We start from the raw sequence: 24,908 nt of genomic DNA, 5'->3' as shown, positions 1-24,908 counted from the left end.
GTGCGATCCGATCCGTCTACATCGGCTCCGGCATCCGGTCCGACTGCGCCAGGTTCGAGAAGCGGGTGACGTTGGCGTCGAACTGGAGTTCCACCGTGCCGGTGGGGCCGTGGCGCTGCTTGCCGAGGATCACCTCGGCCTTGCCGTGGACGCGGTTCATCTCGGCTTCCCAGGCGAAGAACTCTTCCGTGCCCTCGCGCGGCTTCTTGTTGTTGACGTAGTATTCCTCTCGGAACACGAACATCACCACGTCGGCGTCCTGCTCGATCGAGCCCGATTCGCGAAGGTCGGCGAGCTGCGGGCGCTTGTCGTCGCGGTTCTCGACCTGACGCGAGAGCTGCGACAGGGCGATGATCGGCACCGCGAGCTCCTTGGCCAGCGCCTTCATGCCGGTGGTGATCTCGGTCATCTCCTGCACGCGGTTGTCGCTGCGCTTGCCCGAGCCCGAGAGCAGCTGGAGGTAGTCGACGATGAGGAGGTCGAGCCCCTTCTGGCGCTTCAGGCGCCGGGCGCGGGCGGCGAGCTGCGCGATCGAGATGCCGCCGGTCTGGTCGATGTAGAACGGGATGGTCTGCATGTCGCGCGCTGCGTCGGTGATCTTGTAGAAGTCCGCCGGCTGGATGTCGCCGCGGCGGATCTTGTACGAGGGCACGCCCGACTGCTCGGCGATGATACGCGTGGCCAATTGCTCGGCCGACATTTCGAGGGAGAAGAACCCGACGATGCCGCCGTTCTTGGTCTCGATGCGCCCGTCCGGCAGCTTCTCGGACTGGTAGGCCTTGGCCACGTTGAAGGCGATGTTGGTCACCAGCGAGGTCTTGCCCATGGCCGGGCGGCCCGCGAGGATGATGAGATCCGAGCGCTGCAGGCCGCCCATCTTGGCGTCGAGGTCCGACAGCCCGGTGGCGATGCCCGAGAGCTTGCCCTCGCGCTGGTAGGCCTTGGCGGCCATGTCCACGGCGGCCGTGAGCGCGTCCGAGAACTTCTGGAAACCGCCGTCGTACTTGCCCGATTCGGCGAGTTCGTAGAGCCGGCGCTCGGTGCCCTCGATCTGGTCGCGGGGCGAGGATTCCACCGGCGCCTCGTAGGCGCCGTTCACGAGGTCCTCGCCGATGGTGATGAGGCGGCGGCGGATGGCCAGATCGTAGATGGTGCGGCCGTAATCGCCCGCGTTGATGACCGTCGTGGCCTCGGCCGCGAGGCGGGCGAGGTACTGCATCACCGTCTGGCCGCCGAGATCGGCGTCGCCCAGGTAGGTCTTCAGGGTGATCGGGGTCGCGAGCTTGCCGGCCTTGATGAGCTGCGCCGCCACCTCGAAGATCTTGCGGTGGACATCCTCCATGAAGTGCTCGGGCAGGAGGAAGTCCGAGATCCGGTAATAGGCGTCGTTGTTGACGAGGACCGCGCCGAGCAGCGCCTGTTCCGCGTCGATGTTGTGCGGCGCCACGCGGAATTCCTGCGCGACGGGCTGGAGGTTGGCCGTCAGGGCGTTGGGCAGGGCCATGGGCTGATTCGAGGCTCCGACTCGTCGATGTCATCCGCGCGGTGGTGAGGCCACCGCCACGGTCTATCCGCCGACCATGGCCACGGCGTGGTTAGCCGAACCTTAGCCGATTCGCGCTTCGGCGCCGTGGCATCCGGGCCACCCCTCGGGACGGCGACGGCACGGCGCGACCATGGCGTGCTCGCGGCGTGCGCATGGAAACGCCCGCCAACCTCTCGGCTGACGGGCGTCCATGCTGGAACAAAAGAGGAACTAGTCAACCGCTAAAGCGGGCCGTCCCCGTTCTTCACCGCCGTGTGTCGCGCTTACTCGCGGTCGTCGCCGGCCTCGGCGAGCGCCGCGCCGACCTCCAGGCCGAGGTCGTCGAGGTTGAACGCCTCGCGCTCGGTGGTCGATTCACCGCGCGCCTGACGCTCGGCCTCTTCCGGCGAACGGGCGACGTTGACGGTGATGCTGACCTCGACCTCGGGGTGCAGCACGACCGGCACGGTGTGCAGGCCGAGCGTCTTGATCGGCTGGTTCAGGGCGAACTGGTCGCGGCCCACGCTGAAGCCGTCGGCGGTGACGACCTCGGCGAGATCGCGGGTCGAGACCGAACCGTAGAGCACGCCGGTCTCGCCCGACTGGCGGATCAGCACGAAGCTCTTGCCCTCGAGGGTCTCGGCCACGGTCTGGGCCTCGGACTTCTTCTCGAGGTTGCGGGCCTCGAGCTGGGCGCGCTGCGTCTCGAAGTGCTTCTTGTTGTTGGCCGTGGCGCGCAGGGCCTTGCCGCGAGCCAGCAGGAAGTTGCGGGCGTAGCCCGGCTTCACGTTCACGGTCTCGCCCATCTGGCCGAGCTTGGCGACGCGCTCGAGGAGGATGACTTCCATGGTCTTGGTCCTTTGGGTTGGTGTGGGGATCAGGGTCGTCCGGCCGTCCCGTGCGGGCGGCGGCGGTCGAGGGCGGTATCGGCGATGCCGAAGAGGGTCAGGGCGACGAGGGCGAAACCCTGGGTGACGAAGAGGATGACGTAGAGGCCGAACAGCAGGGCGAGGCGTCCCGGCCGGCCCCGGCTGCGGTCGTGGAACGCGGCCAGACCCTGCATGGCGAACGCGGCGCTTAGCGCGCCCGCCAGCGCCACGCCCAGCACGCCGGGATAGCCCGGCACCAGGGCGAGGACGACCGACCCGGCCAGGATCGCGAGGACGCGCCGGGGCATGATCGTGGCGGCGAGGTCCGGCCAGGGCCGGGGCAGGCGGCCCGACACGCGCACGATCCGGGCGGCCGCCCAGAGATAGAAGGTGAGGAGGACCGTCAGCCCCTGCGTCGCGAGGCCGGGCGCCACCGCCGCCAGCGCGTTGGCCACCTCGTTGCGGGTCGCGGCGGCCGGGTCCTGCGGCACGGCATCGGTGGCTGCGTCGGCCTCCGGCGCGGCCGGCTTCGGGACCGGAGCCCCCGCGGCGCGATCCGCCTGGATGCGCACGACCGTGCGGGTCATGCCGCGCAGCTGCGCCTGGAAGGTCTCGTAGTTCGGCGCGGCGATGACCGCGATCGCCACGAAGGCGATGCCCGCCGTGCCGGCGGTCCAGGCGAGCAGGCGGCCGGTGGGATACCACTCCATGCCGCCGTCGGCGTTCGGCCGGCCGAGGAGCGCGAGGTAGGCGAGCCACCAGGCGGGCAGGGCGAGATAGGCGAGGAAGCCGAGGCCGAGGAAGGGCTGCACGACGAGGGCCAGCGCCAGGCTGCCGGTGAAGGCGGCGACCAGGGCGGCCCGATGGCTCCAGCCGAGCCCCACGATCAGGATCGGGAGCGGGGCGAGCAGGTAGAGCAGGATTGCGAGCGCCGTCGCCTTCAGCAGGACGCCGAAGAGGAGGGCGGAGACGAGGCCCGCGCCGATGCCGATGAGAAGGTACTGTGCCATCAATCCCGCTGTCCCGCTGTCCCGATCCGGGCAGGGTTAGGGGCGAACCTTGTCGCCCCAACGACTCCCGGCCGCCCATCGGGAGGGCCGGTACGAAATCTCACCCCGCCCGGGGCGAGACCCCGGCCCGGCGGAGCCGGACCGGGATGAAACGCCGAGGCGCTTACTTGATCACGTAGGGGAGGAAGCCGAGGAAGCGGGCGCGCTTGATCGCCTGGGCGAGCTCGCGCTGCTTCTTGGCGGACACCGCCGTGATGCGCGACGGCACGATCTTGCCGCGCTCGGAGACGTAGCGCGACAGGAGCTTGACGTCCTTGTAGTCGATCTTGGGCGCGTTCGCGCCCGAGAACGGGCAGGTCTTGCGACGACGGAAGAAGGGACGGCGACCGCCGCCCGCACCACCACCAGCGGCAGGCGCCGCGCCGGGTCCAGCACCGAATGCCATGATTTAAGCCTCCCCGCCGAAGCTGCGCTCGGGGCGGTCACCCCGGTCGCCGCGATCACCACGGTCGCCGCGATCGCGGTCGCCGCCGAATCCACCACCACCGCCGAAGCCCTCGTCGTCACGACGACGGCCGCGCTCACGATCCTTGCGGTCGTCGCGGTCGCGCTTCTGCATCATCGCCGACGGCTCGGACTCGAGCTCCTCGACGCGGACGGTCATGAAGCGCAGGACGTCCTCGGAGATCTGCATCTGACGCTCCATCTCGGCGAGCGCCGCCGGGGGGGCGTCGACGTTGAGCAGCGTGAAATGCGCCTTGCGGTTCTTCTTGATGCGGTAGGCGAGGGACTTCACGCCCCACATCTCGATCTTCTCGACCTTGCCGCCATTGGCTTCGATGACGCCCTTGTAGGTCTCGACCATGGTCTCGACCTGCTGGGCCGTCACGTCCTGGCGCGCCAGGAAGACGTGTTCGTAGAGAGGCATTAACGGGCCCTTCATATCCAAAGGGACCCGACGGCACGAAAACGTGCGGGAAAGGAAGCGTCGGGCCGGTTCGTACGCGAGATCGCCCGGCGCCAAGCCCTTCGAGCCGTTTGAAGGCCCGAGCGGTTGATCGAAGGCGGAGACACGGGACGATGGACGCGCCCGTTACGGGGTTCGCCCTATGCCGATGGACTCGGCACCGTCCGTTCAGCCCCCAGCCGGAGCGAACGCGAGGGCTGGCGCATAAAGGACTTGTTGGGGATTGGCAAGTTCGAAACGGCGCGGTGTCGCTAACCTCACCCCCAGAAACCTCATCCATGAGCTTCATCCCGTGAACCGGCGCCGGCCGATCACATCGCAGCGGGCGCGCATGCCAGCCGGCGTCGTGGGGGCCGGCGTTTTGGGGCCGCCCCGAGCCGGATGCCTCATCCTGTTTTCGCCTGATCAGTGCGGTGACGGGGTGACTCGCGGGTCCCCTCTCTTGGAAAGAGAGGGACAGGGTGAGGTGTGTGACTTCTCCGGAGATGGACCACACCTCTCCCCAACCCTCTCCTTCCAGAAGAGGGGGCCTGTCGCGTCCGATCGTTCCGTAGTGATCAACCGGAGCCGGTCTCAGGCGTCGGCGTCCCGCCCGATGGGGTCGCGGTCGCTGGCCTCGACACTCTCGACCGCCTCGTGCCGACGCAGGCGCTCGGTCAGCGCATCGAGGGCGCCGCGATCCACGTGGACGAGGCAGAGGAGGATCTCGTCGAGATCGGCCCCGGCGCGCTGGCGGATCACGATCTGCCGGAGCTTCGACGCGCAGGGACCCGCGAGGCTTCGGAGCGTCTCGGTGGTGAGGCTGCCGTGGCGCGCCACGACGCGAAGGTCGTGCCGCTGGCGCCGCTCGCGGTAACGCTCCTCGATCGGCTTCATGCCGGCCAGGATGGCGAGCACGATGGCGGTGGTGGCGATGGCCGGCACGTAGAGTCCGCCGCCGGCCGCGAGGCCGATGGCGGCCACCGCCCACAGGCTCGCCGCCGTGGTGAGCCCCTTCACCACCTCGCCGCGCAGGAGGATCGTCCCCGCGCCGAGGAAACCGATGCCCGAGACCACCTGAGCGGCGACGCGGGACGGGTCAAGGGTGACGTTCGGACGGCCGAGGATGTCGGAGAAGCCGAAGGCGGAGACGATCATCAGCAGGCAGGAGCCGACGCAGACGAGCATGTGCGTGCGCATGCCGGCGGCCCAGACCAGCCGCTCGCGCTCGAAACCGATCACGCTGCCGAGCAGCGCGGCCGCCAGCAGGCGGCCGACCATGTCGAGGTTGCTCAGCACGGCGCCGCTCGATCCCGTCGCACGTCCCGTCAGCTCATTTGTCGGGCTTCTCGGAGAGGATGGCTCCGGTCTTCGGGTCGGCGTGGAACTGCATCTTCACGCCGTTCTTCACGCCCTCGCCCTCCCAATGGCCGTCATCCGCCTCGAATTCGGTGATGCTGGTGTATCCGTTCGCCATCAGCTTCTGCTTGACCTGATCGGCCGGCATCCAGTCGGCGCCGGGCGTATCGGCCCGAGCGAGCCCGGCGGAGCCTGCGCTCAGCGCGAAGGCGAGGAGGAGGGTCGAGAACCGGTTCATGAACCACCTGTCGGATATGCAGCCGGCTATCCAACCAGGGGCGGCGGGTTCGGTTCCGGGCCGGTCAGGCCTCGCCCGCGAACACGGCGGCGATCTCGCCCGCGCCGAGGATCCGATGCGCGCCGGGGGCCAGATCCCCCGGCAGGTTGAGGCCGCCGACGCGGTCGCGGTGCAGGGCGGTGACGTGGTTGCCGAGAGCCGCGAACATGCGCCGGACCTGATGGTAGCGCCCCTCGTGCAGGGTCACCACGGCACCCGTCTCGCTTTCGGGCTCGAAATCCACCGGCAGCAGCGGCTTCTCCTCGCCCTCCAGCATCAGCGTGCCGGAGGCGAAGACCGCGCCCTCGTTCCCCGTGAGCGGCCGGTCGAGGGTGACCCGATAGCGCTTGGCCACGTTGGCCTTCGGCGCGATGATCCGGTGCAGCAGGGCGCCGTCATCGGTGAGGAGCAGGAGACCCGAGGTCTCCTTGTCGAGGCGGCCCACGGTGGAGAGGGCGGGGTCGCGCCGGCGCCAGCGCTCGGGCAGCAGGGCGTAGACGAGGGGGCCCGCCTCCTTGTGCGAGCAGGTGACGCCGAGGGGCTTGTGCAGCATCAGGGTCAGGCCCGGCGGCGGGTCGAGGGGCGCGCCGTCGACGCGCATGCGCTGGGCCAGATCCGGCGTCACCGGGATACGCTGGTCGGCATCGCGCAAGGGAACGCCGTCGAGCACGACCAGCCCGGCGCGGGTGAGCAGCGCGATCTCCCGGCGCGAGCCGTAGCCCATATTGGCGAGCAGCCTGTCGAGGCGGAGATGGGCGACCTTCGTCGGCTTCGTCACCGGCGCGCCTCGTAGATCTTGTAGCCGCCCGCCGAAGCCTTCAGGGCCACGGCCTTGAAGGCGGCGTTCAGGGGCGCCTCGTAGGGCAGGTGGGTGTTGGCCGTGAGCCAGAGCGTGCCGCCGGGGCGCAGGGCCTCGGCCGCGCGGGCGATGAAGACCTGGCCCAGGGCCTGGTCCTCGGCGCCGCCGTCGTGGAAGGGCGGGTTCATCACCACGAAGTCGAGGCGGTTCAGCGCGAGGCCGCCGGCGCGGATGTCGGCCCAGCGCAGGCGCGCGCGGGGATCGCCGACATTGCGCGTCGCCATCTCGATCGCGCGCCGGTCGATGTCGATCAGCGTCAGGTCCGTCACCTTCGGCGAGGCCAGGACCGCGCGGGCGAGGATGCCGAGGCCGCAGCCGAAATCGGCGCCCGTCCCGGCGAGCGCCGGCAGGTTGGCGAGCAGGAGCGCGGTGCCGGGATCGAGCCGGTCGTACGAGAAGATGCCGGCCTGGCTGCAGAGCGCGAGATTCTCGATGTGGCGCGGGCCGCCCTCGTGGATCGCGTCCGCGAGGCCGGTCACGGTCTCCGGGCGGGTGAGCGTGCAGATGCGGTGATGCCGGCGCGCGTCCTCGTGGACGGCGCAGCCGAAGCCGGTGAGTTCCTTCGCGAGCCGGCTGCCGCCGCGATCCTTCGGGGCCAGGGCGGTCAGGATGCCGCCCTGGCTCAGGGCCTTCAGGGCAAGAGCCAGGACGTAGCGGCGCTCGATGGTGCCGGCCGGGGCCAGGACGTCGAGCCGCGTCAGGCTTTCCGGCGCGACGTCCTCCAGCCGGGCCGCGCCGGGAATCAGCGGCGAGACCTGCGCCGCCGAATCCGGCACCTGCGCCAGTTCGAGGGGCGGCGCGCCGTAGACGGCTTCCGAGAAGGGCATGGGGGACATGGTGACGGTTCCGGCGCGACGGCGCGCGCGCCTCGACGGCTCAGGGCGTGACGGGAAAACGGGAGATCCGGGCTGCCGCGCGGCGAGAATCGTCGCGGAGCCGGTCTCCCGCTCTCATAGCCCATGCTCAGCCGCGCGGGAACTCCAGACCCATCTCGCGATAGCGCGCCGGATCGTCCGCCCAGTTCTCACGCACCTTGACGTGCAGGAAGAGGTGGACCGTCTGCTCGGCGGCCTCCGCGATCTCGTGACGGGCGGCCTGACCGATCGCCTTGATGGTCTGGCCGCCCTTGCCGAGCACGATGGAGCGCTGGCTCTCGCGCTCCACGAAGATGGTCTGCTCGATGCGCACCGAGCCGTCCGGCCGGACCTGCCACTGGTCGGTCTCGACCGTGGAGCGGTAGGGCAGCTCCTCGTGCAGGCGGTCGTAGAGCTTCTCGCGGGTGATCTCGGCCGCCAGCATGCGGATCGGGGCGTCGGAGACCTGATCCTCGGGGTAGAGCCAGGGGCTCTTGGGCATCATGCCGGCCAGCGTCGATTTCAGCGTCTCGATGCCGTCGCCGTTGAGGGCCGAGACCATGAAGGTGTGCTGGAACGGGATGCGCGCGTTGAGGGAGGCCGCCAGCGCCAGCAGGCGGTCGCGCGGGATCAGGTCGATCTTGTTGAGGATCAGCACCTTGGGGCGCTTCACGTCGGGCAGCTTGGCGAGGATCGCCTCGACCTCCTCGGTGACGCCCTTGCGGGCGTCGATCAGCAGGCAGACCGCGTCGGCGTCCGAGGCGCCGCTCCAGGCCGAATGCACCATCGCCCGGTCGAGGCGGCGCTTGGGCGCGAAGATGCCGGGGGTGTCGACGAGGATGATCTGCGCCGTCTCGTGCATGACGATGCCGCGCACCAGGGCGCGCGTGGTCTGCACCTTGCGCGAGACGATGGAGACCTTGGTGCCCACGAGGCTGTTGAGCAGGGTCGATTTGCCCGCATTGGGAATGCCGATCAGCGCGACGAAGCCCGCCGTGGTGTTCTCCGGCATGATCACGGCGGGAAGCGGCTGGAGCGGCGGCGGGGCGAAGTCGTCGTCGTCGGTGTCGAAATCGTCGTCAGGCATCGGGGGCGTGTCCTTCATCGACGTCCGCCGACGTCTCCATGGTTCGTGTCCGGGACGTGTCGAGGCCGTGGACCTCGCGGTCGAGCACGAGGCGGGCGGCCTCCTGCTCGGCGAGGCGCTTCGAGGGGCCCGTGCCGATGCCCGCCTCCAGGCCCTCGACGCGGGCGGCGATGCGGAAGACGGGGGCGTGGTCGGGGCCGGAGCGCTCCACCACCTCGTAGAGCGGGATCGGCAGGGCGCGGGCCATGGCCCATTCCTGCAGAGCCGACTTGGCGTCGCGGCCGCGCGGCGCCGCCGTGTCGGTATCGGGGGTGAAGGCGGCGTTCACGATGGCCTTGGCGGTCGCGTAGCCCGCGTCGAGGAACACCGCGCCGAGGATCGATTCGCAGACATCGGCCAGGATGGTCTGGTTGCGGCGCCCCCCGCTCTGGACCTCGCCCGGACCGAGGGCGAGGTGGGGCCCCACGTCCCACACCGTGGCGACGGAGGCGCAGGTCTCGCGCCGCACGAGCCCGGCGAGGCGCCGCGAGAGTTCGCCCTCGTCGGCGCCCGGAAAGGCCTCGTAGAGCAGGTCGGCGATGGCGAGGCCGAGGACGCGGTCGCCGAGGAATTCGAGGCGCTGGTAGCTGCCGAGGCGGCCGTCGCCGCCGGCCTTGCTCACATGCGTCAGCGCGACGGACAGGAGCTTTCGGTCGGCGAAGACATGCCCGATCCGGGCCTCCAACCCCGCGAGGTCGGGCTTCGGACGGGGCGCGCGCCGCGCCCGGCTGGAGGGACGCGCCTCTTCGGTCACAATACTGAATGCCCTAGTGGATGGCCGTGAACAGCCGGTTCCAGCGAACCTTCGCCGGCCAGTTCCAGATCTGCCATGCCGGCGTGCCTTCGTCGATGGAGAAGAAGATCATCTCCGCGCGGCCGACGAAGTTCTCGAACGGCACGAAGCCCACATTGGCGAGGTCGCGCGAATCCGTCGAGTTGTCGCGGTTGTCGCCCATCATGAAGAAGCGGCCCTGCGGCACGGTGTAGGGCTCGGTGTTGTCCCAGTATCCGTTGTCGCCGTCGCGCTCGATCACCCGGTGGGTGACGCCGTTGGGCAGGGTCTCGAGGTACTGCTCGGCCTTAGCCTGCTCGCCGTAGGGGCCGGTGGTCTCGAAGGGCGCGATCTTCTCGCGCTTGACCGGCACGTCGTTGATGTAGAGCAGGCCGGCCTTCATCTGGATCTTGTCGCCCGGCAGGCCGATGACGCGCTTGATGTAGTCGGTGGCGTTGTCCTTCGGCAGCTTGAACACTGCGATGTCGCCGCGCTTGGGCTCCGCCGCCCAGACCCGGCCGTCGGCGGTGAAGGGCAGGTACTCGCTCAAGGGAAGCGAATATTTCGAGTAGCCGTAGGAATACTTCGAGACGAACAGGTAATCGCCGATCAGCAGCGTCGGAACGAGGGAGCCCGACGGAATGTTGAAGGGCTGAAACAGAAGCGTGCGCACCACGAGGGCGATCAGCAGCGCCTGCCCGCCGACCTTCAGCGTCTCCTTGACGCTCGCCCAGGTGCCGGTATCGGCGGCCTTCAGGTCACGCTTCGTCTGGTGGTCCACGCGGGCACGTTCCATCTGGTCGCCATCTCCGGTCCGGCGCTGGCGCCCGGATTCCGGGCGGCTCCCGTCGCCGACGGTCGAGCGGCGGCATAGACCATGCGGGAAGGCGCCGCAACGCACGGGTGCCGCGACTAGGTCGAGGCCGTGTCGTCCGGCACCGCCTCGACGATCACGAAGGCCTGCGCCATCGGCGGATCGTCGGTGAGCGTGATGTGCAGCCTCGGCACGTGGCCGGCCGGCATCATCGCGGCGAGGTGCTCGGCCGCCGCTCCGGTGAGGCGCAGGGTCGGGCGCCCGCCGGGCAGGTTGACCACCTCCATGTCGCGCCAGAACACGCCCCGCGCGATGCCGGTGCCCAGGGCCTTGGCGCAGGCCTCCTTGGCGGCGAAGCGCCTCGCATAGGAGGGCGCGCGCGCCGCGCGGGCGTCGCACTTGGCGCGCTCGCCGTCGGTGAAGACCCGGTGGGTGAAGCGCTCCCCGTAGCGCTCCAGCGATTTCTCGATGCGGCGGATGTCGCAGAGATCGGAGCCGATACCGAGGATCATGCCCGGGCCGTGTCCATGGCGCCGCGCATGTCGCGGATCGCCTGTCCCAGCCCGACGAAGATCGCCTCGCCGATCAGTGCGTGGCCGATGTTGAGCTCCGCGATCTCGGGCAGGGCGGCGACGGGGCCGACGCTGTCGAGGGCGAGCCCGTGCCCGGCATGGATCTCCAGGCCGATCCCGGCGCCGTAGGACGCCGCCCGGGCGATCCGGCCGAGTTCGTGCGCGGTGCGCGCGGCGTCGCCCTCGGCCACCGCCTCGCAGTAGCTGCCCGTGTGGAGTTCGACCACCGGCGCGCCGAGGCGACGGGCGGCGTCCATCACGGCCTCGTCGGGTTCGACGAACAGCGAGACACGGATGCCGGCCTGTCCCAGTCGCTTGACGCGGGACAGGAGCGAATCGTGCGCGCCGACGATGTCGAGGCCGCCCTCGGTGGTGCGCTCCTCGCGCTTCTCCGGCACGAGGCAGGCCGCGTGCGGCCTTAAACGAATCGCCATGTCGATCATCTCGTCGGTGGCCGCCATCTCGAAGTTGAGCGGCACGGTGAGGACGTGCGCCAGCGTCTCCATGTCGGCGTCGCGGATGTGGCGCCGATCCTCGCGCAGATGCGCGGTGATGCCGTCGGCGCCCGCCGCCACGGCCTCGCGGGCGGCGCGGATCGGGTCGGGGGCGGTGCCGCCGCGCGCGTTGCGCACCGTGGCGACGTGATCGATGTTGACGCCGAGGCGCAGGGGATTCGAGCGCGGGGCAGGAGAGGACATCGCGGCGGACTCCGAACGGGATCGCCATGCCCTGACAGGGCGGCGACCGCGCCCCTACATAGGAGATCCGGGGCTTCAGGGGGATACGGCGCGCGATGGGTTTTCTCGATGGACTGCTCGGCCACGGCAGCGACCTCTCGCCCGCGGAGGTGAACGAGCAACTCGCCGGCATCCTCACGGAGGGCGAGCCGGTTCAGGTCGCCTTCCGGATCCTGCGCGACCTCATCGTCTTCACCGACCGGCGCCTGATCCTGGTGGACAAGCAGGGCCTCACCGGCCGCAAGGTCTCGTACCTGACCGTGCCCTACCGGGCGATCACCTCGTTCTCGGTGGAGACGGCGGGCAGCTTCGACCTCGATTCCGAACTCGCGATCTGGGTCTCGGGCCGGGCGGAGCCGATCCGCAAGACGCTGAAGCGGGGCGCCAACATCCTGGCGATCCAGCAGGCGATCGCGGCCTCGATCCGCTGACGCCGCCGCGAACGGGCCCGGCCCACGAGGGGGCGGCGAAAACCTTGCCTCGGCGGACGGCCTCTGTTAAGGCCCCGCCCATTCCACACGCGGAGCCGGCCTCATGCCTGAATGAGGCGTTTCCGGTGGTCGGGACCCCGAGGGGCCCGATCGCTTCCTCCGCGGCGGTACCAACCGGAGAGTACAAAGACATGGCCGTCGATTTCACCATGCGTCAGCTTCTCGAGGCCGGCGCCCACTTCGGACACCAGGCCCACCGCTGGAACCCGAAGATGCAGTCCTACATCTTCGGGACGCGCAACAACATCCACATCATCGACCTCGCCCAGACCGTGCCGGCCCTCCATCAGGCCCTGCAGGCGGTGAGCGACACCGTCGCCAAGGGCGGCCGCGTGCTGTTCGTCGGCACCAAGCGCCAGGCGGCCGACACCATCGCCGAGGCCGCCAAGCGCTCGGCCCAGTACTACGTCAACTCCCGCTGGCTCGGCGGCATGCTGACCAACTGGAAGACCATCTCGGGCTCGATCCAGCGCCTGCGCAAGGTCGACGAGACCCTCGACGGCGGGGCCCAGGGCCTCACCAAGAAGGAGCGCCTGATGCTGGCCCGCGAGAAGGACAAGCTCGAGAAGGCGCTCGGCGGCATCAAGGACATGGGCGGCGTGCCGGACCTGCTGTTCGTGATCGACACGAACAAGGAGCAGCTCGCGATCAAGGAGGCCCAGCGCCTCGGCATCCCGGTGGCGGCCATCGTCGACACCAACTGCAACCCGGACGGAATCACCTACGTCGTGCCCGCCAACGATGACGCCGGCCGCGCCATCGCCCTGTACTGCGACCTGATCGCCCGCGCCGCCATCGACGGCATCTCGCGCGGCCAGGGCTCGCTCGGCATCGACCTCGGCGCCTCCGAGGAGCCGGTCGCCGAGGAGCTGCCCGCCAACGACGACGCGGCGGCCTCCGTCGAGTCCGGCTCGGTCACCCAGGCCGACGTGGCCGCCCTCGTCGAGTCCACCGAGCACTTCGAGCTGCTCTCGGCTCCGCGCGGCGCTCCGGACGACCTGTCCAAGCTCCACGGCGCCGGCCCGCAGATCGTGCAGAAGCTCAACGAGGCGGGCATCTACCACTACTGGCAGCTGGCCGCGATGAGCGCCGACGACATCGCCAAGGTCGATGCCGATCTCAAGCTGAACGGCCGCATCGGTCGCGACGGCTGGGTCGACCAGGCCCGTGGCTTCGTCGAGGCGGCGGCCGCCGCCTGATCCCGACCTGGCGGCCCGTCATCGGGCCGCCACCGGCCGATCGGACACTGCATCCTGAAGCCCGGTGCTTTCCCTGAGCGCCGGGCTCATTCACTTCAGACGACTTCGTTTTTCAATCGCTACGAAAGGACCCGCCATGGCCAACATCACCGCCGCACTGGTGAAAGAGCTCCGCGAGAAGACCGGCGCGGGCATGATGGACTGCAAGGGCGCGCTCAACGAGACCGATGGTGACATCGAGGCCGCCGTCGACTGGCTGCGCAAGAAGGGCCTCGCCAAGGCCGCCAAGAAGGCCGGCCGCGTCGCCGCCGAGGGCCTCGTCGCCGTCGAGTCCGCCGGCCACCACGCCGCCATCGTCGAGGTGAATTCCGAGACCGACTTCGTCGCCCGCAACGACAGCTTCCAGGGCTTCGCCCGCGAGGCCGCCAAGCTCGCGCTGAACACCGACGGCACGCTGGAAGGCCTCGAGGCCGCCACGTTCCCCGGCGCCGCGACCACGGTCAAGGAAAGCCTCGCCAACCTCATCGCCACCATCGGCGAGAACATGACCCTGCGCCGCGTCGCCAAGCTCGACGTGACCAAGGGCGTGATCGCCTCCTATGTCCACGGTCAGGTCGTCGAGGGCCTGGGCAAGATCGGCGTGCTGGTCGCGCTCGAGTCCGAGGGCGACGTCGAGGTGCTCTCCACCCTCGGCCGTCAGATCGCCATGCACGTCGCCGCGACCAACCCGGTGGCGCTGGACGCCGCCGGCGTCGATCAGGCGACCCTCGACCGCGAGATCAACATCCTGCGCGAGAAGAACGTCGGCAAGCCCGAGAACGTGCTCGCCAAGATCGTCGAGAGCGGCCTGAAGAGCTACTACAAGGAGGTCACCCTCCTGGAGCAGCCCTTCGTGCATGACGGCTCCAAGACCATCTCCCAGGTCCTCAAGGAGGCCGAGGGCAAGGCCGGCGCCCCGGTCAAGCTCACTGCCTTCGTGCGCTACGCCCTCGGCGAGGGCATCGAGAAGGAGGAGGCTCCCGACTTCGCCTCCGAGGTGGCCGCCGCCGCGCGCGGCTGAACGCCTCGCGAAAAAGCGACGGACTCTTGCGATGGGGCGGCGGCAGCGATGCCGCCGCCCCTCGACGTTCCGGCCCGCCTTGGGCTAGACACCCCTCCGCTTCCGATTGGCTTCCCGCCCCGCGTCAGGGCGGGGTTTGAGGGGACTGGCTCGATGCCGGAGACCACACCGTTTCGCCGCGTCCTCGTGAAGCTCTCGGGCGAGGCCCTGGCAGCCCCCGACGGCTACTGGCTGCATCCGCCGACGCTCGCCGGCATCGCCGACGACATCGCCCGCACCCGCGAAGCGGGCATCCAGATCGCCTTGGTGGTCGGCGGCGGCAACATGATCCGGGGGGCGCGCATCTCGGCGGCCGGCTGGATCGACCGGGCCACCGGCGATTCGCTGGGCATGATGGCCACCGTGATGAACTCGCTCGCCCTGGAGACGGCCCTGAACGCGGCCGGCGTGCCCGCCCGCACCATGTCGGCGGTGTCGATGCCGACGATCTGCGAGACCTTCGCGCGCCAGCCCGCCCTGCACCACCTCGACAAGGGCCAGGTCATCGTGCTCGCCGGGGGCACCGGCAATCCGTTCTTCACCACCGACACGGCCGCCGTGCTGCGCGCGGCCGAGCTGCGCTGCGACGCCGTGCTCAAGGCGACACAGGTGGACGGGGTCTATTCCGCCGATCCGAAGCGCGATCCCAGCGCCACCCGCTACGACCGCCTCACCCACGACGAGGCCATCGCCCGCGACCTCAAGGTGATGGACACCGCCGCCTTCGCGCTGGCCCGCGAGAGCCGCCTGTCGATCGTGGTCGGCTCCGTCCACGCTCCGAGTTCGATCAAGGCGATCCTCACCGGCGAGGCGCCGGCGACCCTGGTGGTTCCGTAGGGCCGGCGATTCCGCGAGCCCGCCCGAGGGATCGGCGCGGACGCCCGGGCCGGCGATTTCGCGGCTTGCGGGCGCGAACGCCATTTGCGACCCATCTCGTTTTGGTTCATTGAGGCCACGAACGGGCCCCGGCGGCCCGGCCCCACTCCCTCAAGTACGCGTCGGGAACCTTCCGCATGGCAGCCATTCCAGAATTCGACCTGAACGACATCAAGCGCCGCATGCAGGGCGCGGTCACGTCGCTGAGGGGCGATCTCGGGTCGCTGCGCACCGGGCGTGCCACGCCGAGCATCCTCGACCCGATCCAGGTCGATGCCTACGGCGCGATGATGCCGATGGCCCAGGTCGCCACCGTGAGCGTGCCCGAGCCGCGCCTGCTCAGCATCTCGGTCTGGGACCGGGGCATGGTCACCGCCGTCGAGAAGGCCATCCGCGAATCCGACCTTGGCATGAACCCGCAGACGGAGGGTCAGACCATCCGCCTGCGCGTGCCGGAGATGAACGAACAGCGCCGCAAGGAGATGGTCAAGGTCGCCCACAAGTACACCGAGGAGGCCCGCGTCGCGGTCCGCCACGTGCGCCGCGACGGCCTGGATCATCTCAAGAAGCTGGAGAAGGACGGCGCCATCAGCGAAGACGACGAGAAGCGTCAGGCCGCCGAGGTCCAGAAGGCCACCGACGCGCATATCGCCGAGATCGACGGCGTGCTGGCCTCGAAGGAAAAGGAAATCATGCAGGTCTGAGTGTCCACGACGGGACTCGGACGGCGCGCGATCGGCACGAATGACGGATGGGGAGAAGCGCGTTGGGTCGCTCAGAGGGCGCGCGGCAGATCGACACCGCGACGGTGCATGGCACTGAGGCGGTGATTTCGGGCGCGCAGAGCGACGCCCCGGCCGGCTACCCCACCGTCGCCCAGCCGGCTGCCGGGCCGGGGGCGGCGCCCGCGCATGTCGCCATCATCATGGACGGCAACGGCCGCTGGGCCGCCCGGCGCGGCCTGCCGCGCGTCGAGGGACATCGGCGCGGCGTCGAGGCGGTGCGGCGGGCCGTGCGCTCGGCCATCGATCTCGGCGTGCGCTACCTGACGATCTACAGCTTCTCCTCCGAGAACTGGCGCCGGCCGCCGGCCGAGGTCGCCGACCTCATGGGCCTGCTGAAACTGTTCGTGCGCCGGGATCTGGCGGAGCTGCACGGCAACAATGTCCGCGTCCGCATCATCGGCGAGCGCGAGGGCCTGAGCCCCGACATCGCCGGCCTGCTCGACGAGGCCGAGGCGCGGACGCGGAGCAATACGGGGCTCACCCTCGTCGTCGCCTTCAATTACGGCGGCCGCCAGGAAATCCTGCGTGCCGTGCGCCGGCTGGCCGGGGCCGTGGCGGAGGGGCGCCTCGCGCCGGAGGCCATCGACTTCGACGTCCTGGCCGGCGCCCTCGACACCACCGGCATCCCGGATCCGGATCTCGTGATCCGCACGTCGGGCGAGCAGCGCCTGTCGAACTTCCTGACCTGGCAGACGGCCTATGCCGAGTACGTCATCGTGCCGGAATTCTGGCCCGACTTCGACGACGGCGCCTTCCGGGCCGCCCTCGACGAGTATCACCGCCGCGACCGACGCTTCGGCGGGCTCAGCGACAAGGCCGGCTGATCATGGCTCCGGGTGAGGCGACCCCCGCGTCGCGGAGCGGTCCCTTCGCGGGCCGCGAGTTCCAGGCCCGCCTCGTTTCGGCGATCCTGCTCGGCGCCGTCGTGCTCTCGGCCCTGGTGATCGGCGGCTGGCCCTTCGCGGTGATCTGGCTCGCCGCCGGCATCGTCTTCGCCGCCGAATGGATCGGCATGAGTGCCATCGCGCCGCGCCGTCTCGTCCTCTCGATCACCGCCGCGACCCTGTTCGGGCTCGTCCTCTGCCTGCATGGCGGCGTCGATGTCCCGACCACCCTCGGCATCGGTGCCGTCGGCGCGATCCTCGTCGCGGCCGTGGCCCGGACCGGGGCCGGGCGGATGCGCGCCCTGGCCGGTCTCGCGAGCGCGGGCGTGATCGCCCTGGTGCCCACCGCCCTGCGGGACGACCCGGCCATCGGGCTCCTCGGCCCGGCATGGATGTTCGCCGTGGTCTGGACCACCGACATCGTCGCCTACTTTACGGGCCGGACCCTCGGCGGCCCGAAGCTGATGCCGCGCGTCAGCCCCAAGAAAACCTGGTCGGGCGCTCTGGGCGGCCTCGCCGGGGGGACGCTCGCGGGGATCGGTCTCGTCGTGTTCGCCCGCGACCACGGCTGGAGCGACCTCTCGACCGCGCCGCTGGCCCTCGTCGGCCTCCTCAGCGCCACGGCCTCGATCCTGAGCCAGGGCGGCGACCTCGCGGAATCCGCCCTCAAGCGCCGTTACGGCGTCAAGGATTCGGGGCGCGCCATCCCGGGGCACGGCGGCGTCATGGATCGCCTCGACGGCTTCTTCGCCGTGGCCGTGCTCGCCGGCTTCTATCTCATCGCGCGCCGTCTCGCGGCGGCCTGAAGGACCATTCCGTTGCTGACCGTCACCATCCTGGGCGCCACCGGCTCCATCGGCCAATCGACCATCGACCTGCTGCTGCAGCATCCGGACCGGTTCCGGATCGGGGGGCTCGTGGCCGGGCGCGACGTGGAGGCCATCGCGCGCCTCGCCGGCAACCTCCAGCCCGACTTCGTGGCGCTCGCCGACGCGGGCGCCGGCCCGGCCCTGCGCGCGGCGCTGGCGCACACGAACATCCGCAACGGGGCCGGGGAGGGCGCGGTCCTCGAAGCGGTCTCGCGGGACGCCGACATCGTGGTGGCGGCGGTGAGCGGCGCCGCCGGGCTGCGGCCCACGCACGAGGCGCTGAAGCTCGGGCGCACCGTGGCGCTCGCCAACAAGGAGAGCCTCGTCTGCGCCGGCGACGCCTTCATGCGCGACGCCAAGCGCTACGGCGCCACGCTGCTCCCCGTCGATTCCGAGCACAACGCGCTCGCCCAGGCTCTCGGAGACGGCCGCCTCGACGACGTCTCCAAGATGACCATCACCGCCTCGGGCGGTCCCTTCCGGACCTGGAGCCGCGAGCGTATCGCGGCCGCCTCGCCCGCGGAGGCCGCCGCCCACCCGACCTGGTCGATGGGCATGAAGATCAACATCGATTCGGCCTCCCTGATGAACAAGGGGCTGGAATTGATCGAGGCGCACCACCTCTTCGCGCTCGAACCCGAGCGGCTCGACGTCATCGTGCATCCGCAATCGATCGTGCACGGCCTCGTCTACTGGCGCGACGGCGCCGTGACGGCCGGCCTCGCCATGCCGGACATGCGCGTGCCGATCGCCCATTGCCTCGGTCTCGGCGAGCGCCTGACCATCGCGCGCGGCCGCCATCTCGACCTCGCCGCCGCCGGCAGCCTGACCTTCGAGGCGGCCGACGAGGCGCGCTTTCCCTGTCTGCGCATCGCCCGCGCGGCGCTGAGCGCCGGCGGCGCGGCCCCGACGGTGATGAACGCCGCCAACGAGATCGCGGTCGCGGCCTTCATCAAGGGCGCCATCGGTTTCTACGGCATCGCAGATTTGGTGGAGCGCGCCTGCGAGCACTTCGCCGGAACCTACCGGACCGCGCCCGAGAACGTGGACGAGGCCCTGGCCATCGACGCCGAGGTGCGCCGCTGGAGCAGCGACGCGGTCCGCGCGGCCTGACCCGGGTTCAGGCCTCCGGGTCGTAGCCCGCCAGGAACACGCGGACGGCCTGCGCGACGTGATGCGCGATTTCCGCCTCCGTCACGGCCTCGCCGGCATTGAACAGCAGGCGCGTCACCAGCCCGGCCTGGCAGAGTTGCAGGAAGTGGCGCGCGGCGAGGTTCGTGTCGGCGGGGCGCAGGCGCCCGGCTGCGATCTGCGCGTCGAGAAAGGCGGCGAGGCGCCGCGTGCCCTTGACCGGGCCGGCCTCGAAGAACGCCTGGCCGAGGCGCGGAAACTTCTCGCAGGCGCCGATCACCATTCGGATCACCGTGATGTGCTCGGGCCGGACCATCTCGGCGAGATAGCTGTGCCCCAGCCGGGTGAGGGCACCCCGCACATCCGGATCGTCGGCATCGAGCCGGAACAGCGCCTCGGCGAGCCCGCGCTTCTCCGTGAGCGTCAGGGCCTCGAACAACGCCTCCTTGCTGTCGAAGTAGACGTAGAGCGTCCCCTTCGAGACGCCCGCAGCCTTGGCGATCTCGCCCATGCTCGCCCCGTCGAACCCGGAGGCCATGAACACCGCGCGCGCCCCCTCGAGGATCTGGCGGTGCTTGTCGGATTCGCCTTGAATCCGCGCCCGCGGCTCCAGCGTGGCACTGGCGATCGCCATGATCCCGTAACTCCATTGACCGAACGGTTCGGTCATAATATCTGAATGGCCGAGGCCGCGCCAGTGCTGCGGCCCGCGAAATGACCGAACGGTTCGGTCAATCACCGCGAGAGCCGGATCGATCCCATGAGCCTGAGCGAGGACGACGGATTCCGGGCCGACCCGGTCGACGCGCATCCGGCCCGGATCGCCGCGCCGGCATCCCCGGCGCCGGTCGCGAGGCGGGCGCCCGCCCTCATCGAGCCCGCGCCGGCCGAGCCGCCGGGCAAGCCGAGGCGGGTGCGCAAGGTCGTGCTGACAGCGCTGCTCGCCGCAGCCCTCGGAGGCGGCGCCTACAAGGCGCATGCATGGTGGACGGTGGGGCGCTTCTTCGTGAGCACCGACGACGCCTACGTGCAGGCCGACATCTCCGTCCTGGCCGCCAAGGTGCCCGGCTACCTCGCATCCGTGCCGATCGTGAACGGTCAGGCGGTACGCAAGGGCGACGTGATCGCCCTCATCGAGGACGGCGACTACCGCCTCGCGGAGCAGGCGGCGCACGACAAGCTCGTGACGCAGCAGGCCGCCATCGCCCGCATTGGCCGTCAGGTCGAGGCCGCGCAGGCGCAGATGCTCCAGGCCTCGGCCCAGATCGACGCGAGCAAGGCGGATGCCGTGCGGGCCGCCGCCGATTACGCGCGCCAGCAGCAGCTGGAAAAGGTCGATTTCGTCGCCAAGGCGCGCATCGAGCAGGCGCGGGCCGATCGCGACCGCACGGACGCCGCCGTGAAGGGCGCCGAGGCATCCCTCGTCGCCATGCGGGCCAATGTCGAGGTGCTGCGCGCCCAGGGCAAGGAGGCGGAGGGGCTGGCCGCCGAGTTGCGCACCGCCGAGGCGCGCGCCGCCCGCGACGTCGCCTTCTCGACGATTCGCGCGCCCTTCGACGGCGTGGTCGGCAACAAGGCCGTGGAGGCCGGCGCCTATGTCCAGCCGGGCTCGCGCATCGCCGCCCTGGTGCCCCTGGAGAGCGTCCGGGTCGACGCCAACTTCAAGGAGACCCAGGTCGAGCGCATGCATCCGGGCCAGCGCGTCCACATCGCGGTCGATGCCTATCCGGACCGCGACATCGTCGGCGAGGTCGAATCGCTCTCGCCCGCCTCCGGCTCGGTCTTCAGCCTGCTGCCGCCCGACAACGCGACGGGCAATTTCACCAAGATCGTGCAGCGCCTGCCCGTGCGGGTGCACGTGCCCGTCGACGTCGCCCGCGAGGGCATCCTGCGGCCGGGCCTGTCCGTGACCGTGCGGGTCGACACCCGGGACGAGGCCCGCTCGGGCGACGACCACGTCCGCACCGCGAAGCGCTAGGACCATGGCCGCCGGCGCCGCCCTGGGTCCGATCCCGAGACCCGCCGAGCCACCGCTCGACCGCCGCCGCATGGTGGCGTTCGTCTGCATGGTGTTCGGGATGTTCATGGCGATTCTGGACATCCAGATCGTCTCGGCCTCGCTCGCCGAGATCCAGGCCGGGCTGTCGGCCTCGGGCGACGAGATCCCCTGGGTGCAGACGAGCTACCTCATCGCCGAGGTGATCTCGATCCCCCTCTCGGGCTTCCTTTCGCGCGTGGTCTCGACCCGCTGGATGTTCGTGATCTCGGCCGGCGGGTTCACCCTGATGAGCCTGATGTGCGCCACCTCGACCTCGATCAACGAGATGATCGTCTGGCGCGCCGCACAGGGCTTCATCGGTGGCGGCATGATCCCGACGGTGTTCGCCTCGGCCTTCACGATCTTCCCGCCCTCGAAGCGCTCCATCGTCTCGCCGATGATCGGCCTCGTGGCGACCCTCGCCCCCACCATCGGCCCGACGGTGGGCGGCTATCTCACCGACCTGTTCGACTGGCACTGGCTCTTCCTGATCAACCTCGTGCCGGGCATCTTCGTCACGGTCTCGACCTACCTCCTGGTCGATTTCGACGAGCCGAACCTCGCCCTGTTCAAGCGCTTCGACTGGTTCGGCCTCGTCTTCATGGCGCTGATGCTCGGCTGCCTCGAATACGTGCTGGAGGAGGGGCCGAACCACGACTGGCTCGCGGACGAGGCGGTGTTCGCCTGCGCCGCGGTCTGCCTCGTCGCCGTCCCGGCGTTCTTCTGGCGCGCCTTCACGGCGGCCGAGCCCATCGTGGACCTGCGCGCCTTTTCCGACCGCAACTTCGCGGCGGGCTGCACCTTCAGCTTCGTGCTCGGCATCGGCCTCTACGGCCTGACCTACCTCTACCCGGTCTATCTCGGCCGGGTGCGCGGCTATTCCGCCCTCCAGATCGGGGAGACGATGTTCGTCTCGGGGCTCTGCATGTTCGCGACCGCGCCCATCGCGGGCTGGTTCTCGGGCCGGGTCGATCCGCGCCTGATGATGGGCACGGGCTTCCTCGGCTTCGCCATCGGCACCTGGATGGTCACGGGCCTGACCAAGGACTGGGACTTCTGGGAATTGCTGGTGCCCCAGATCCTCCGCGGCTGCTCGCTGATGCTGTGCATGATCCCGATCAACAACATCGCGCTCGGCACGCTGCCGCCGGCCCGGATGAAGAACGCGTCGGGCCTCTACAACCTCACGCGCAACCTCGGCGGCGCGGTCGGGCTGGCGCTGATCAACACCGTGCTCAACGACCGCTGGGACCTGCACCTCGCGCGGCTGCACGAGCGCTTCACCTGGACGAACACCGCCGTGCTCGAACGCCTGGAGATGACCCGGCGCCAGTTCGAGGTGCTCGGCGGCAATGCCGACGCCATGGCGTTGAAGGCGCTGATGAACACCGTCCGCATGCAGGGCCTGGTGATGGGGTTCACCGACGTGTTCCTGGTGCTCACCGTCCTGTTCGTGGCCATGGCCTGCGCCGTGCCCTTCATCCGCCGGCCCCGCGCGGCCGCGGGTGCCGGCGGCGGCCACTAGCGAGCCCGCCCACTTCTTTACCGTGCGGCGGGGAAAGAGGGGACAGACCGGGCGAAGACGGCCCTGCGTCGCCGAATCGCGGGATTGGGGTTTGCGTTCGCCTCGTGCGCATCCGATCTGCTAAAGCGGAACGACGGCCCCGGGGGAGGCCGAGAGGATCGACGTATGGACTTCCTGAACGCCATGGGCGGCACGGCCTCCGGATTCTTCGGTGCCGTCATTCCCTTCCTGATCGTGCTCAGCATCGTCGTGTTCGTGCACGAGATGGGGCATTTCCTGGTCGGGCGCTGGTGCGGCGTCGGCGTTCACGCCTTCTCCCTCGGCTTCGGGCCGGAACTGTTCGGCTTCAACGACCGGCACGGCACCCGCTGGAAGCTCTCCGCGATCCCGCTGGGCGGCTACGTCAAGTTCCACGGCGACGCCAACGGCGCCAGCGTGCCGGACCCGGACGCGGTGGCCCGCATGAGCCCGCAGGAGCGGGCGATCAGCTTCCCGACGCAGAGCCTGCCCAAGCGCGCCGCGATCGTCGCCGCCGGCCCGATCGCGAACTTCATCCTGGCCATCGCGCTGTTCTCCGGCGCCATCTACTTCGGCGGCCGTTACGAGACGCCGGCCCGCGTCGAGGCGGTGATGCCCGACAGCGCCGCCGCGCGCGCCGGCTTCCAGCCCGGCGACATCATCCGCGCCATCGGCGGGTCACGGGTCAACAGCTTCACCGACATGCAGCGCACGGTCTCGGGCGCGGCGGGCTCCAGCCTGACGATCACGATCGAGCGGGGCGGCGAGACCAAGGATCTCGTGGCCATCCCCGAGAGCAAGGAAGACGTCACGCCCTTCGGCCGCCATCGCTTCGGCCGGCTCGGCATCCAGGGACCGAAGGGCACGGAGGCGAGACTCGTTCATTACGGCCCCCTCGAATCCCTCGGCCTCGGGACCTACGAGACCTACTTCGTTGTCGACCGGACCATCGACTACATCGGCAAGCTCGTCACCGGCCGCGAATCCCCCGACCAGCTCTCCGGCCCGATCGGCATCGCCCGGGTCTCGGGGGAGGTCGCCAAGGTCGGCGGCATCGGTGGCCTGATCGGGCTGATCGCCCTGCTCTCGGTTTCGATCGGCCTCCTGAACCTCTTCCCGGTGCCGCTGCTCGATGGCGGGCACCTGCTGTTCTACGCCTTCGAGGCGGTGCGCGGTCGTCCCCTGAGCGAGCGGGCGCAGGAGATCGGCTTCCGGATCGGTCTCGCGCTGGTGCTGTTCCTGATGCTGTTCGCGGCCTGGAACGACCTGCTGAATCTCGGCGCCTCCTGGGGGACGCGCCGGACCTGAGCGGCGAACGCTGAGAGGCTGTGGATTGCGGGCGCGGCGGGCGACTTTCTCCGCCCGGTCCCGCTCCGGGACACGTAAGCGCCTCGATCGTCACGACAATCGCGTTCGCGCACCGGACTCTCGGGTCCGGTGCGCAACCGTTCGTTGACGCTGTTCGACGATCGCGGCGGGGCGTTAAGTGACCGGAAGGCCACGTCTCCCCAAAATCCCGGACGAGCACGCCCCCCGAACGTTTGCTTCGCCCGGGAATCCCGATAGAAGCTGAGCTTGGGACCAGGTGTCAGGACGCCCGAAAACGGGTGCCTGACTGCGGGTGCGAACTCGCGCTGAAGATAAAAGAGACGGGCGATTACATGATGTCGATGACGGGGAAGCGCCGGCGCAAGTCGGCGGAACAGACCATCGTCCTAGTCGCCGCGGCGGCCGCTGGCCTGGTTCTCGGTGGCGCCGCTCAGGCGCAGCAGATCGTCGTCCAGGGTAACAAGCGTGTCGATGCCGACACGATCCGGTCCTACGTGACCGGCACCGCCTCCGGCTCCCCCGAGGAAGCCCGCCGCAACCTGCTGGCGACCGGCATGTTCTCCGACGTGAAGGTGTCGCGCAGCGGCGGCGGCACGGTGGTGAGCGTCCGCGAGAACAACATCATCAACCGGGTGGTGTTCGAGGGGAACAAGAAGATCGAGAAGGCCACCCTGGAGGGCGAGGTCGAGGCCAAGGCGCGCGGCGCCTTCAGCGAGGGTGTGGTCAAGGCCGACATCCAGCGCATCAAGGAAGTCTATCGCCGCGCCGGGCGCGGCACCGCGAAGGTCAGCTTCCGCACGGTCGATCTTCCGAACGGCCGGCTGGACGTGATCTACGTGATCGAGGAAGGCGACAAGACCGGCATCAAGGCGATCAACTTCGTCGGGAACCAGGCCTACTCGGAGTCCAAGCTGCGCGAGCTCATGTCCTCGTCGGAGATGAAC

Annotated in this window: 27 protein-coding genes; 12 read left to right on the top strand and 15 right to left on the bottom strand. The window is 69.9% G+C overall.

What is annotated here, in order from left to right; genetic code table 11:
* Positions 1-16: 16 nt before the first annotated feature.
* The 14 genes from MKK54_RS06080 to MKK54_RS06015 form a co-directional block, all read right to left on the bottom strand.
* Positions 17-1,504, bottom strand: a complete 1,488-nt coding sequence (locus MKK54_RS06080; RefSeq protein WP_244009899.1) for a replicative DNA helicase — start codon at positions 1,502-1,504, stop codon at positions 17-19.
* A 305-nt stretch (positions 1,505-1,809) separates the two neighbouring features.
* On the bottom strand, positions 1,810-2,373 hold the full coding sequence (gene rplI / locus MKK54_RS06075; RefSeq protein ID WP_244009898.1) for a 50S ribosomal protein L9: 564 nt from the start codon (positions 2,371-2,373) through the stop codon (positions 1,810-1,812).
* Positions 2,374-2,402: 29 nt separating this feature from the next.
* Positions 2,403-3,404, bottom strand: a complete 1,002-nt coding sequence (locus MKK54_RS06070; RefSeq protein ID WP_244009897.1) for a DUF2232 domain-containing protein — start codon at positions 3,402-3,404, stop codon at positions 2,403-2,405.
* Positions 3,405-3,567: 163 nt separating this feature from the next.
* A complete protein-coding gene (gene rpsR, locus MKK54_RS06065; protein WP_238209240.1) occupies positions 3,568-3,849 on the bottom strand; it encodes a 30S ribosomal protein S18 in 282 nt (93 codons plus the stop codon).
* Between the two features lie 3 nt (positions 3,850-3,852).
* Positions 3,853-4,332 carry a 30S ribosomal protein S6 gene (gene rpsF / locus MKK54_RS06060; protein WP_056190048.1) on the bottom strand — a complete coding sequence of 160 codons (480 nt, stop codon included), beginning with the start codon at positions 4,330-4,332 and terminating at the stop codon, positions 3,853-3,855.
* Between the two features lie 612 nt (positions 4,333-4,944).
* Positions 4,945-5,649: an MgtC/SapB family protein gene (locus MKK54_RS06055; RefSeq protein ID WP_244009896.1), complete on the bottom strand. Its 705-nt coding sequence runs from the start codon at positions 5,647-5,649 to the stop codon at positions 4,945-4,947.
* Positions 5,650-5,683: 34 nt separating this feature from the next.
* Positions 5,684-5,947 (bottom strand): PepSY domain-containing protein, encoded by a 264-nt coding sequence (locus MKK54_RS06050; RefSeq protein ID WP_244009895.1) that lies wholly within the window; start codon positions 5,945-5,947, stop codon positions 5,684-5,686.
* Positions 5,948-6,011: 64 nt separating this feature from the next.
* On the bottom strand, positions 6,012-6,710 hold the full coding sequence (locus tag MKK54_RS06045; RefSeq protein WP_244009912.1) for a pseudouridine synthase: 699 nt from the start codon (positions 6,708-6,710) through the stop codon (positions 6,012-6,014).
* Positions 6,711-6,760: 50 nt separating this feature from the next.
* On the bottom strand, positions 6,761-7,681 hold the full coding sequence (locus MKK54_RS06040) for a class I SAM-dependent methyltransferase (protein ID WP_409564137.1): 921 nt from the start codon (positions 7,679-7,681) through the stop codon (positions 6,761-6,763).
* A 127-nt stretch (positions 7,682-7,808) separates the two neighbouring features.
* Positions 7,809-8,711: a GTPase Era gene (gene era, locus MKK54_RS06035; protein WP_244009910.1), complete on the bottom strand. Its 903-nt coding sequence runs from the start codon at positions 8,709-8,711 to the stop codon at positions 7,809-7,811.
* A gap of 67 nt (positions 8,712-8,778) precedes the next feature.
* Positions 8,779-9,579 carry a ribonuclease III gene (gene rnc, locus MKK54_RS06030; RefSeq protein ID WP_244009894.1) on the bottom strand — a complete coding sequence of 267 codons (801 nt, stop codon included), beginning with the start codon at positions 9,577-9,579 and terminating at the stop codon, positions 8,779-8,781.
* Between the two features lie 13 nt (positions 9,580-9,592).
* Positions 9,593-10,393: a signal peptidase I gene (lepB, locus tag MKK54_RS06025; protein ID WP_244009893.1), complete on the bottom strand. Its 801-nt coding sequence runs from the start codon at positions 10,391-10,393 to the stop codon at positions 9,593-9,595.
* Positions 10,394-10,509: 116 nt separating this feature from the next.
* Positions 10,510-10,923 carry a holo-ACP synthase gene (gene acpS, locus MKK54_RS06020; RefSeq protein WP_244009892.1) on the bottom strand — a complete coding sequence of 138 codons (414 nt, stop codon included), beginning with the start codon at positions 10,921-10,923 and terminating at the stop codon, positions 10,510-10,512.
* A complete protein-coding gene (locus MKK54_RS06015) occupies positions 10,920-11,681 on the bottom strand; it encodes a pyridoxine 5'-phosphate synthase (RefSeq protein WP_244009891.1) in 762 nt (253 codons plus the stop codon). Before MKK54_RS06015 ends, acpS begins: the two co-directional genes overlap by 4 nt.
* A gap of 95 nt (positions 11,682-11,776) precedes the next feature.
* Between MKK54_RS06015 and MKK54_RS06010 the strand changes: the two genes are divergently transcribed.
* From MKK54_RS06010 to dxr, 8 genes are all read left to right on the top strand, one after another.
* Positions 11,777-12,151 carry a PH domain-containing protein gene (locus MKK54_RS06010; protein ID WP_244009889.1) on the top strand — a complete coding sequence of 125 codons (375 nt, stop codon included), beginning with the start codon at positions 11,777-11,779 and terminating at the stop codon, positions 12,149-12,151.
* 191 nt (positions 12,152-12,342) lie between these two features.
* A complete protein-coding gene (locus MKK54_RS06005; RefSeq protein WP_244009887.1) occupies positions 12,343-13,410 on the top strand; it encodes a 30S ribosomal protein S2 in 1,068 nt (355 codons plus the stop codon).
* Positions 13,411-13,546: 136 nt separating this feature from the next.
* A complete protein-coding gene (gene tsf, locus MKK54_RS06000) occupies positions 13,547-14,470 on the top strand; it encodes a translation elongation factor Ts (RefSeq protein ID WP_244009886.1) in 924 nt (307 codons plus the stop codon).
* A gap of 153 nt (positions 14,471-14,623) precedes the next feature.
* Positions 14,624-15,346, top strand: coding sequence for a UMP kinase (gene pyrH, locus MKK54_RS05995; RefSeq protein ID WP_244009883.1), 723 nt, complete (start codon positions 14,624-14,626; stop codon positions 15,344-15,346).
* 176 nt (positions 15,347-15,522) lie between these two features.
* Positions 15,523-16,089, top strand: a complete 567-nt coding sequence (frr, locus tag MKK54_RS05990; RefSeq protein WP_244009882.1) for a ribosome recycling factor — start codon at positions 15,523-15,525, stop codon at positions 16,087-16,089.
* A gap of 62 nt (positions 16,090-16,151) precedes the next feature.
* Complete coding sequence (locus MKK54_RS05985; RefSeq protein WP_244009881.1) at positions 16,152-16,994, top strand: isoprenyl transferase; 843 nt, start codon at positions 16,152-16,154, stop codon at positions 16,992-16,994.
* A gap of 2 nt (positions 16,995-16,996) precedes the next feature.
* Positions 16,997-17,860 carry a phosphatidate cytidylyltransferase gene (locus MKK54_RS05980; protein WP_244009880.1) on the top strand — a complete coding sequence of 288 codons (864 nt, stop codon included), beginning with the start codon at positions 16,997-16,999 and terminating at the stop codon, positions 17,858-17,860.
* 12 nt (positions 17,861-17,872) lie between these two features.
* Positions 17,873-19,036: a 1-deoxy-D-xylulose-5-phosphate reductoisomerase gene (gene dxr, locus MKK54_RS05975; protein WP_244009879.1), complete on the top strand. Its 1,164-nt coding sequence runs from the start codon at positions 17,873-17,875 to the stop codon at positions 19,034-19,036.
* 7 nt (positions 19,037-19,043) lie between these two features.
* On the opposite strand, the gene MKK54_RS05970 is transcribed toward dxr, so the two are convergent.
* On the bottom strand, positions 19,044-19,688 hold the full coding sequence (locus MKK54_RS05970) for a TetR/AcrR family transcriptional regulator (protein WP_244009878.1): 645 nt from the start codon (positions 19,686-19,688) through the stop codon (positions 19,044-19,046).
* A gap of 126 nt (positions 19,689-19,814) precedes the next feature.
* On the opposite strand from MKK54_RS05970, the gene MKK54_RS05965 reads away from it, so the two are divergent.
* The 4 genes from MKK54_RS05965 to MKK54_RS05950 all read left to right on the top strand — a co-directional run.
* On the top strand, positions 19,815-21,032 hold the full coding sequence (locus tag MKK54_RS05965) for an HlyD family secretion protein (protein WP_244009877.1): 1,218 nt from the start codon (positions 19,815-19,817) through the stop codon (positions 21,030-21,032).
* A gap of 4 nt (positions 21,033-21,036) precedes the next feature.
* Positions 21,037-22,617, top strand: a complete 1,581-nt coding sequence (locus tag MKK54_RS05960) for a DHA2 family efflux MFS transporter permease subunit (RefSeq protein WP_244009875.1) — start codon at positions 21,037-21,039, stop codon at positions 22,615-22,617.
* A gap of 165 nt (positions 22,618-22,782) precedes the next feature.
* Positions 22,783-23,943: an RIP metalloprotease RseP gene (rseP, locus tag MKK54_RS05955; protein ID WP_244009873.1), complete on the top strand. Its 1,161-nt coding sequence runs from the start codon at positions 22,783-22,785 to the stop codon at positions 23,941-23,943.
* A gap of 353 nt (positions 23,944-24,296) precedes the next feature.
* A partial coding sequence (locus tag MKK54_RS05950; RefSeq protein WP_279597203.1) for a POTRA domain-containing protein occupies positions 24,297-24,908 on the top strand: 612 nt, incomplete at its 3' end.

Source organism: Methylobacterium sp. J-068, from assembly GCF_022829445.1.
GTDB lineage: Bacteria > Pseudomonadota > Alphaproteobacteria > Rhizobiales > Beijerinckiaceae > Methylobacterium.
The sequence above is the reverse complement of the archived record's forward strand: the minus strand, read 5'-3'. Positions and strand labels throughout refer to the sequence as shown.

Coding starts and splice junctions, on each gene's coding strand:
- MKK54_RS06080 (WP_244009899.1), bottom strand. CDS start 1,504: ATGGCCCTGCCCAACGCCCTGACGGCCAACCTCCAGCCCGTCGCGCAG.
- era (WP_244009910.1), bottom strand. CDS start 8,711: ATGCCGGAGAACACCACGGCGGGCTTCGTCGCGCTGATCGGCATTCCC.
- MKK54_RS05970 (WP_244009878.1), bottom strand. CDS start 19,688: ATGGCGATCGCCAGTGCCACGCTGGAGCCGCGGGCGCGGATTCAAGGC.
- rseP (WP_244009873.1), top strand. CDS start 22,783: ATGGACTTCCTGAACGCCATGGGCGGCACGGCCTCCGGATTCTTCGGT.
- pyrH (WP_244009883.1), top strand. CDS start 14,624: ATGCCGGAGACCACACCGTTTCGCCGCGTCCTCGTGAAGCTCTCGGGC.
- MKK54_RS06050 (WP_244009895.1), bottom strand. CDS start 5,947: ATGAACCGGTTCTCGACCCTCCTCCTCGCCTTCGCGCTGAGCGCAGGC.
- MKK54_RS06045 (WP_244009912.1), bottom strand. CDS start 6,710: ATGGGCTACGGCTCGCGCCGGGAGATCGCGCTGCTCACCCGCGCCGGG.
- frr (WP_244009882.1), top strand. CDS start 15,523: ATGGCAGCCATTCCAGAATTCGACCTGAACGACATCAAGCGCCGCATG.
- MKK54_RS05980 (WP_244009880.1), top strand. CDS start 16,997: ATGGCTCCGGGTGAGGCGACCCCCGCGTCGCGGAGCGGTCCCTTCGCG.
- MKK54_RS06005 (WP_244009887.1), top strand. CDS start 12,343: ATGGCCGTCGATTTCACCATGCGTCAGCTTCTCGAGGCCGGCGCCCAC.
- rpsR (WP_238209240.1), bottom strand. CDS start 3,849: ATGGCATTCGGTGCTGGACCCGGCGCGGCGCCTGCCGCTGGTGGTGGT.
- lepB (WP_244009893.1), bottom strand. CDS start 10,393: ATGGAACGTGCCCGCGTGGACCACCAGACGAAGCGTGACCTGAAGGCC.
- acpS (WP_244009892.1), bottom strand. CDS start 10,923: ATGATCCTCGGTATCGGCTCCGATCTCTGCGACATCCGCCGCATCGAG.
- MKK54_RS05960 (WP_244009875.1), top strand. CDS start 21,037: ATGGCCGCCGGCGCCGCCCTGGGTCCGATCCCGAGACCCGCCGAGCCA.
- rplI (WP_244009898.1), bottom strand. CDS start 2,373: ATGGAAGTCATCCTCCTCGAGCGCGTCGCCAAGCTCGGCCAGATGGGC.
- tsf (WP_244009886.1), top strand. CDS start 13,547: ATGGCCAACATCACCGCCGCACTGGTGAAAGAGCTCCGCGAGAAGACC.
- MKK54_RS06010 (WP_244009889.1), top strand. CDS start 11,777: ATGGGTTTTCTCGATGGACTGCTCGGCCACGGCAGCGACCTCTCGCCC.
- MKK54_RS05965 (WP_244009877.1), top strand. CDS start 19,815: ATGAGCCTGAGCGAGGACGACGGATTCCGGGCCGACCCGGTCGACGCG.
- rpsF (WP_056190048.1), bottom strand. CDS start 4,332: ATGCCTCTCTACGAACACGTCTTCCTGGCGCGCCAGGACGTGACGGCC.
- MKK54_RS06015 (WP_244009891.1), bottom strand. CDS start 11,681: ATGTCCTCTCCTGCCCCGCGCTCGAATCCCCTGCGCCTCGGCGTCAAC.
- MKK54_RS06070 (WP_244009897.1), bottom strand. CDS start 3,404: ATGGCACAGTACCTTCTCATCGGCATCGGCGCGGGCCTCGTCTCCGCC.
- MKK54_RS06040 (WP_409564137.1), bottom strand. CDS start 7,681: ATGTCCCCCATGCCCTTCTCGGAAGCCGTCTACGGCGCGCCGCCCCTC.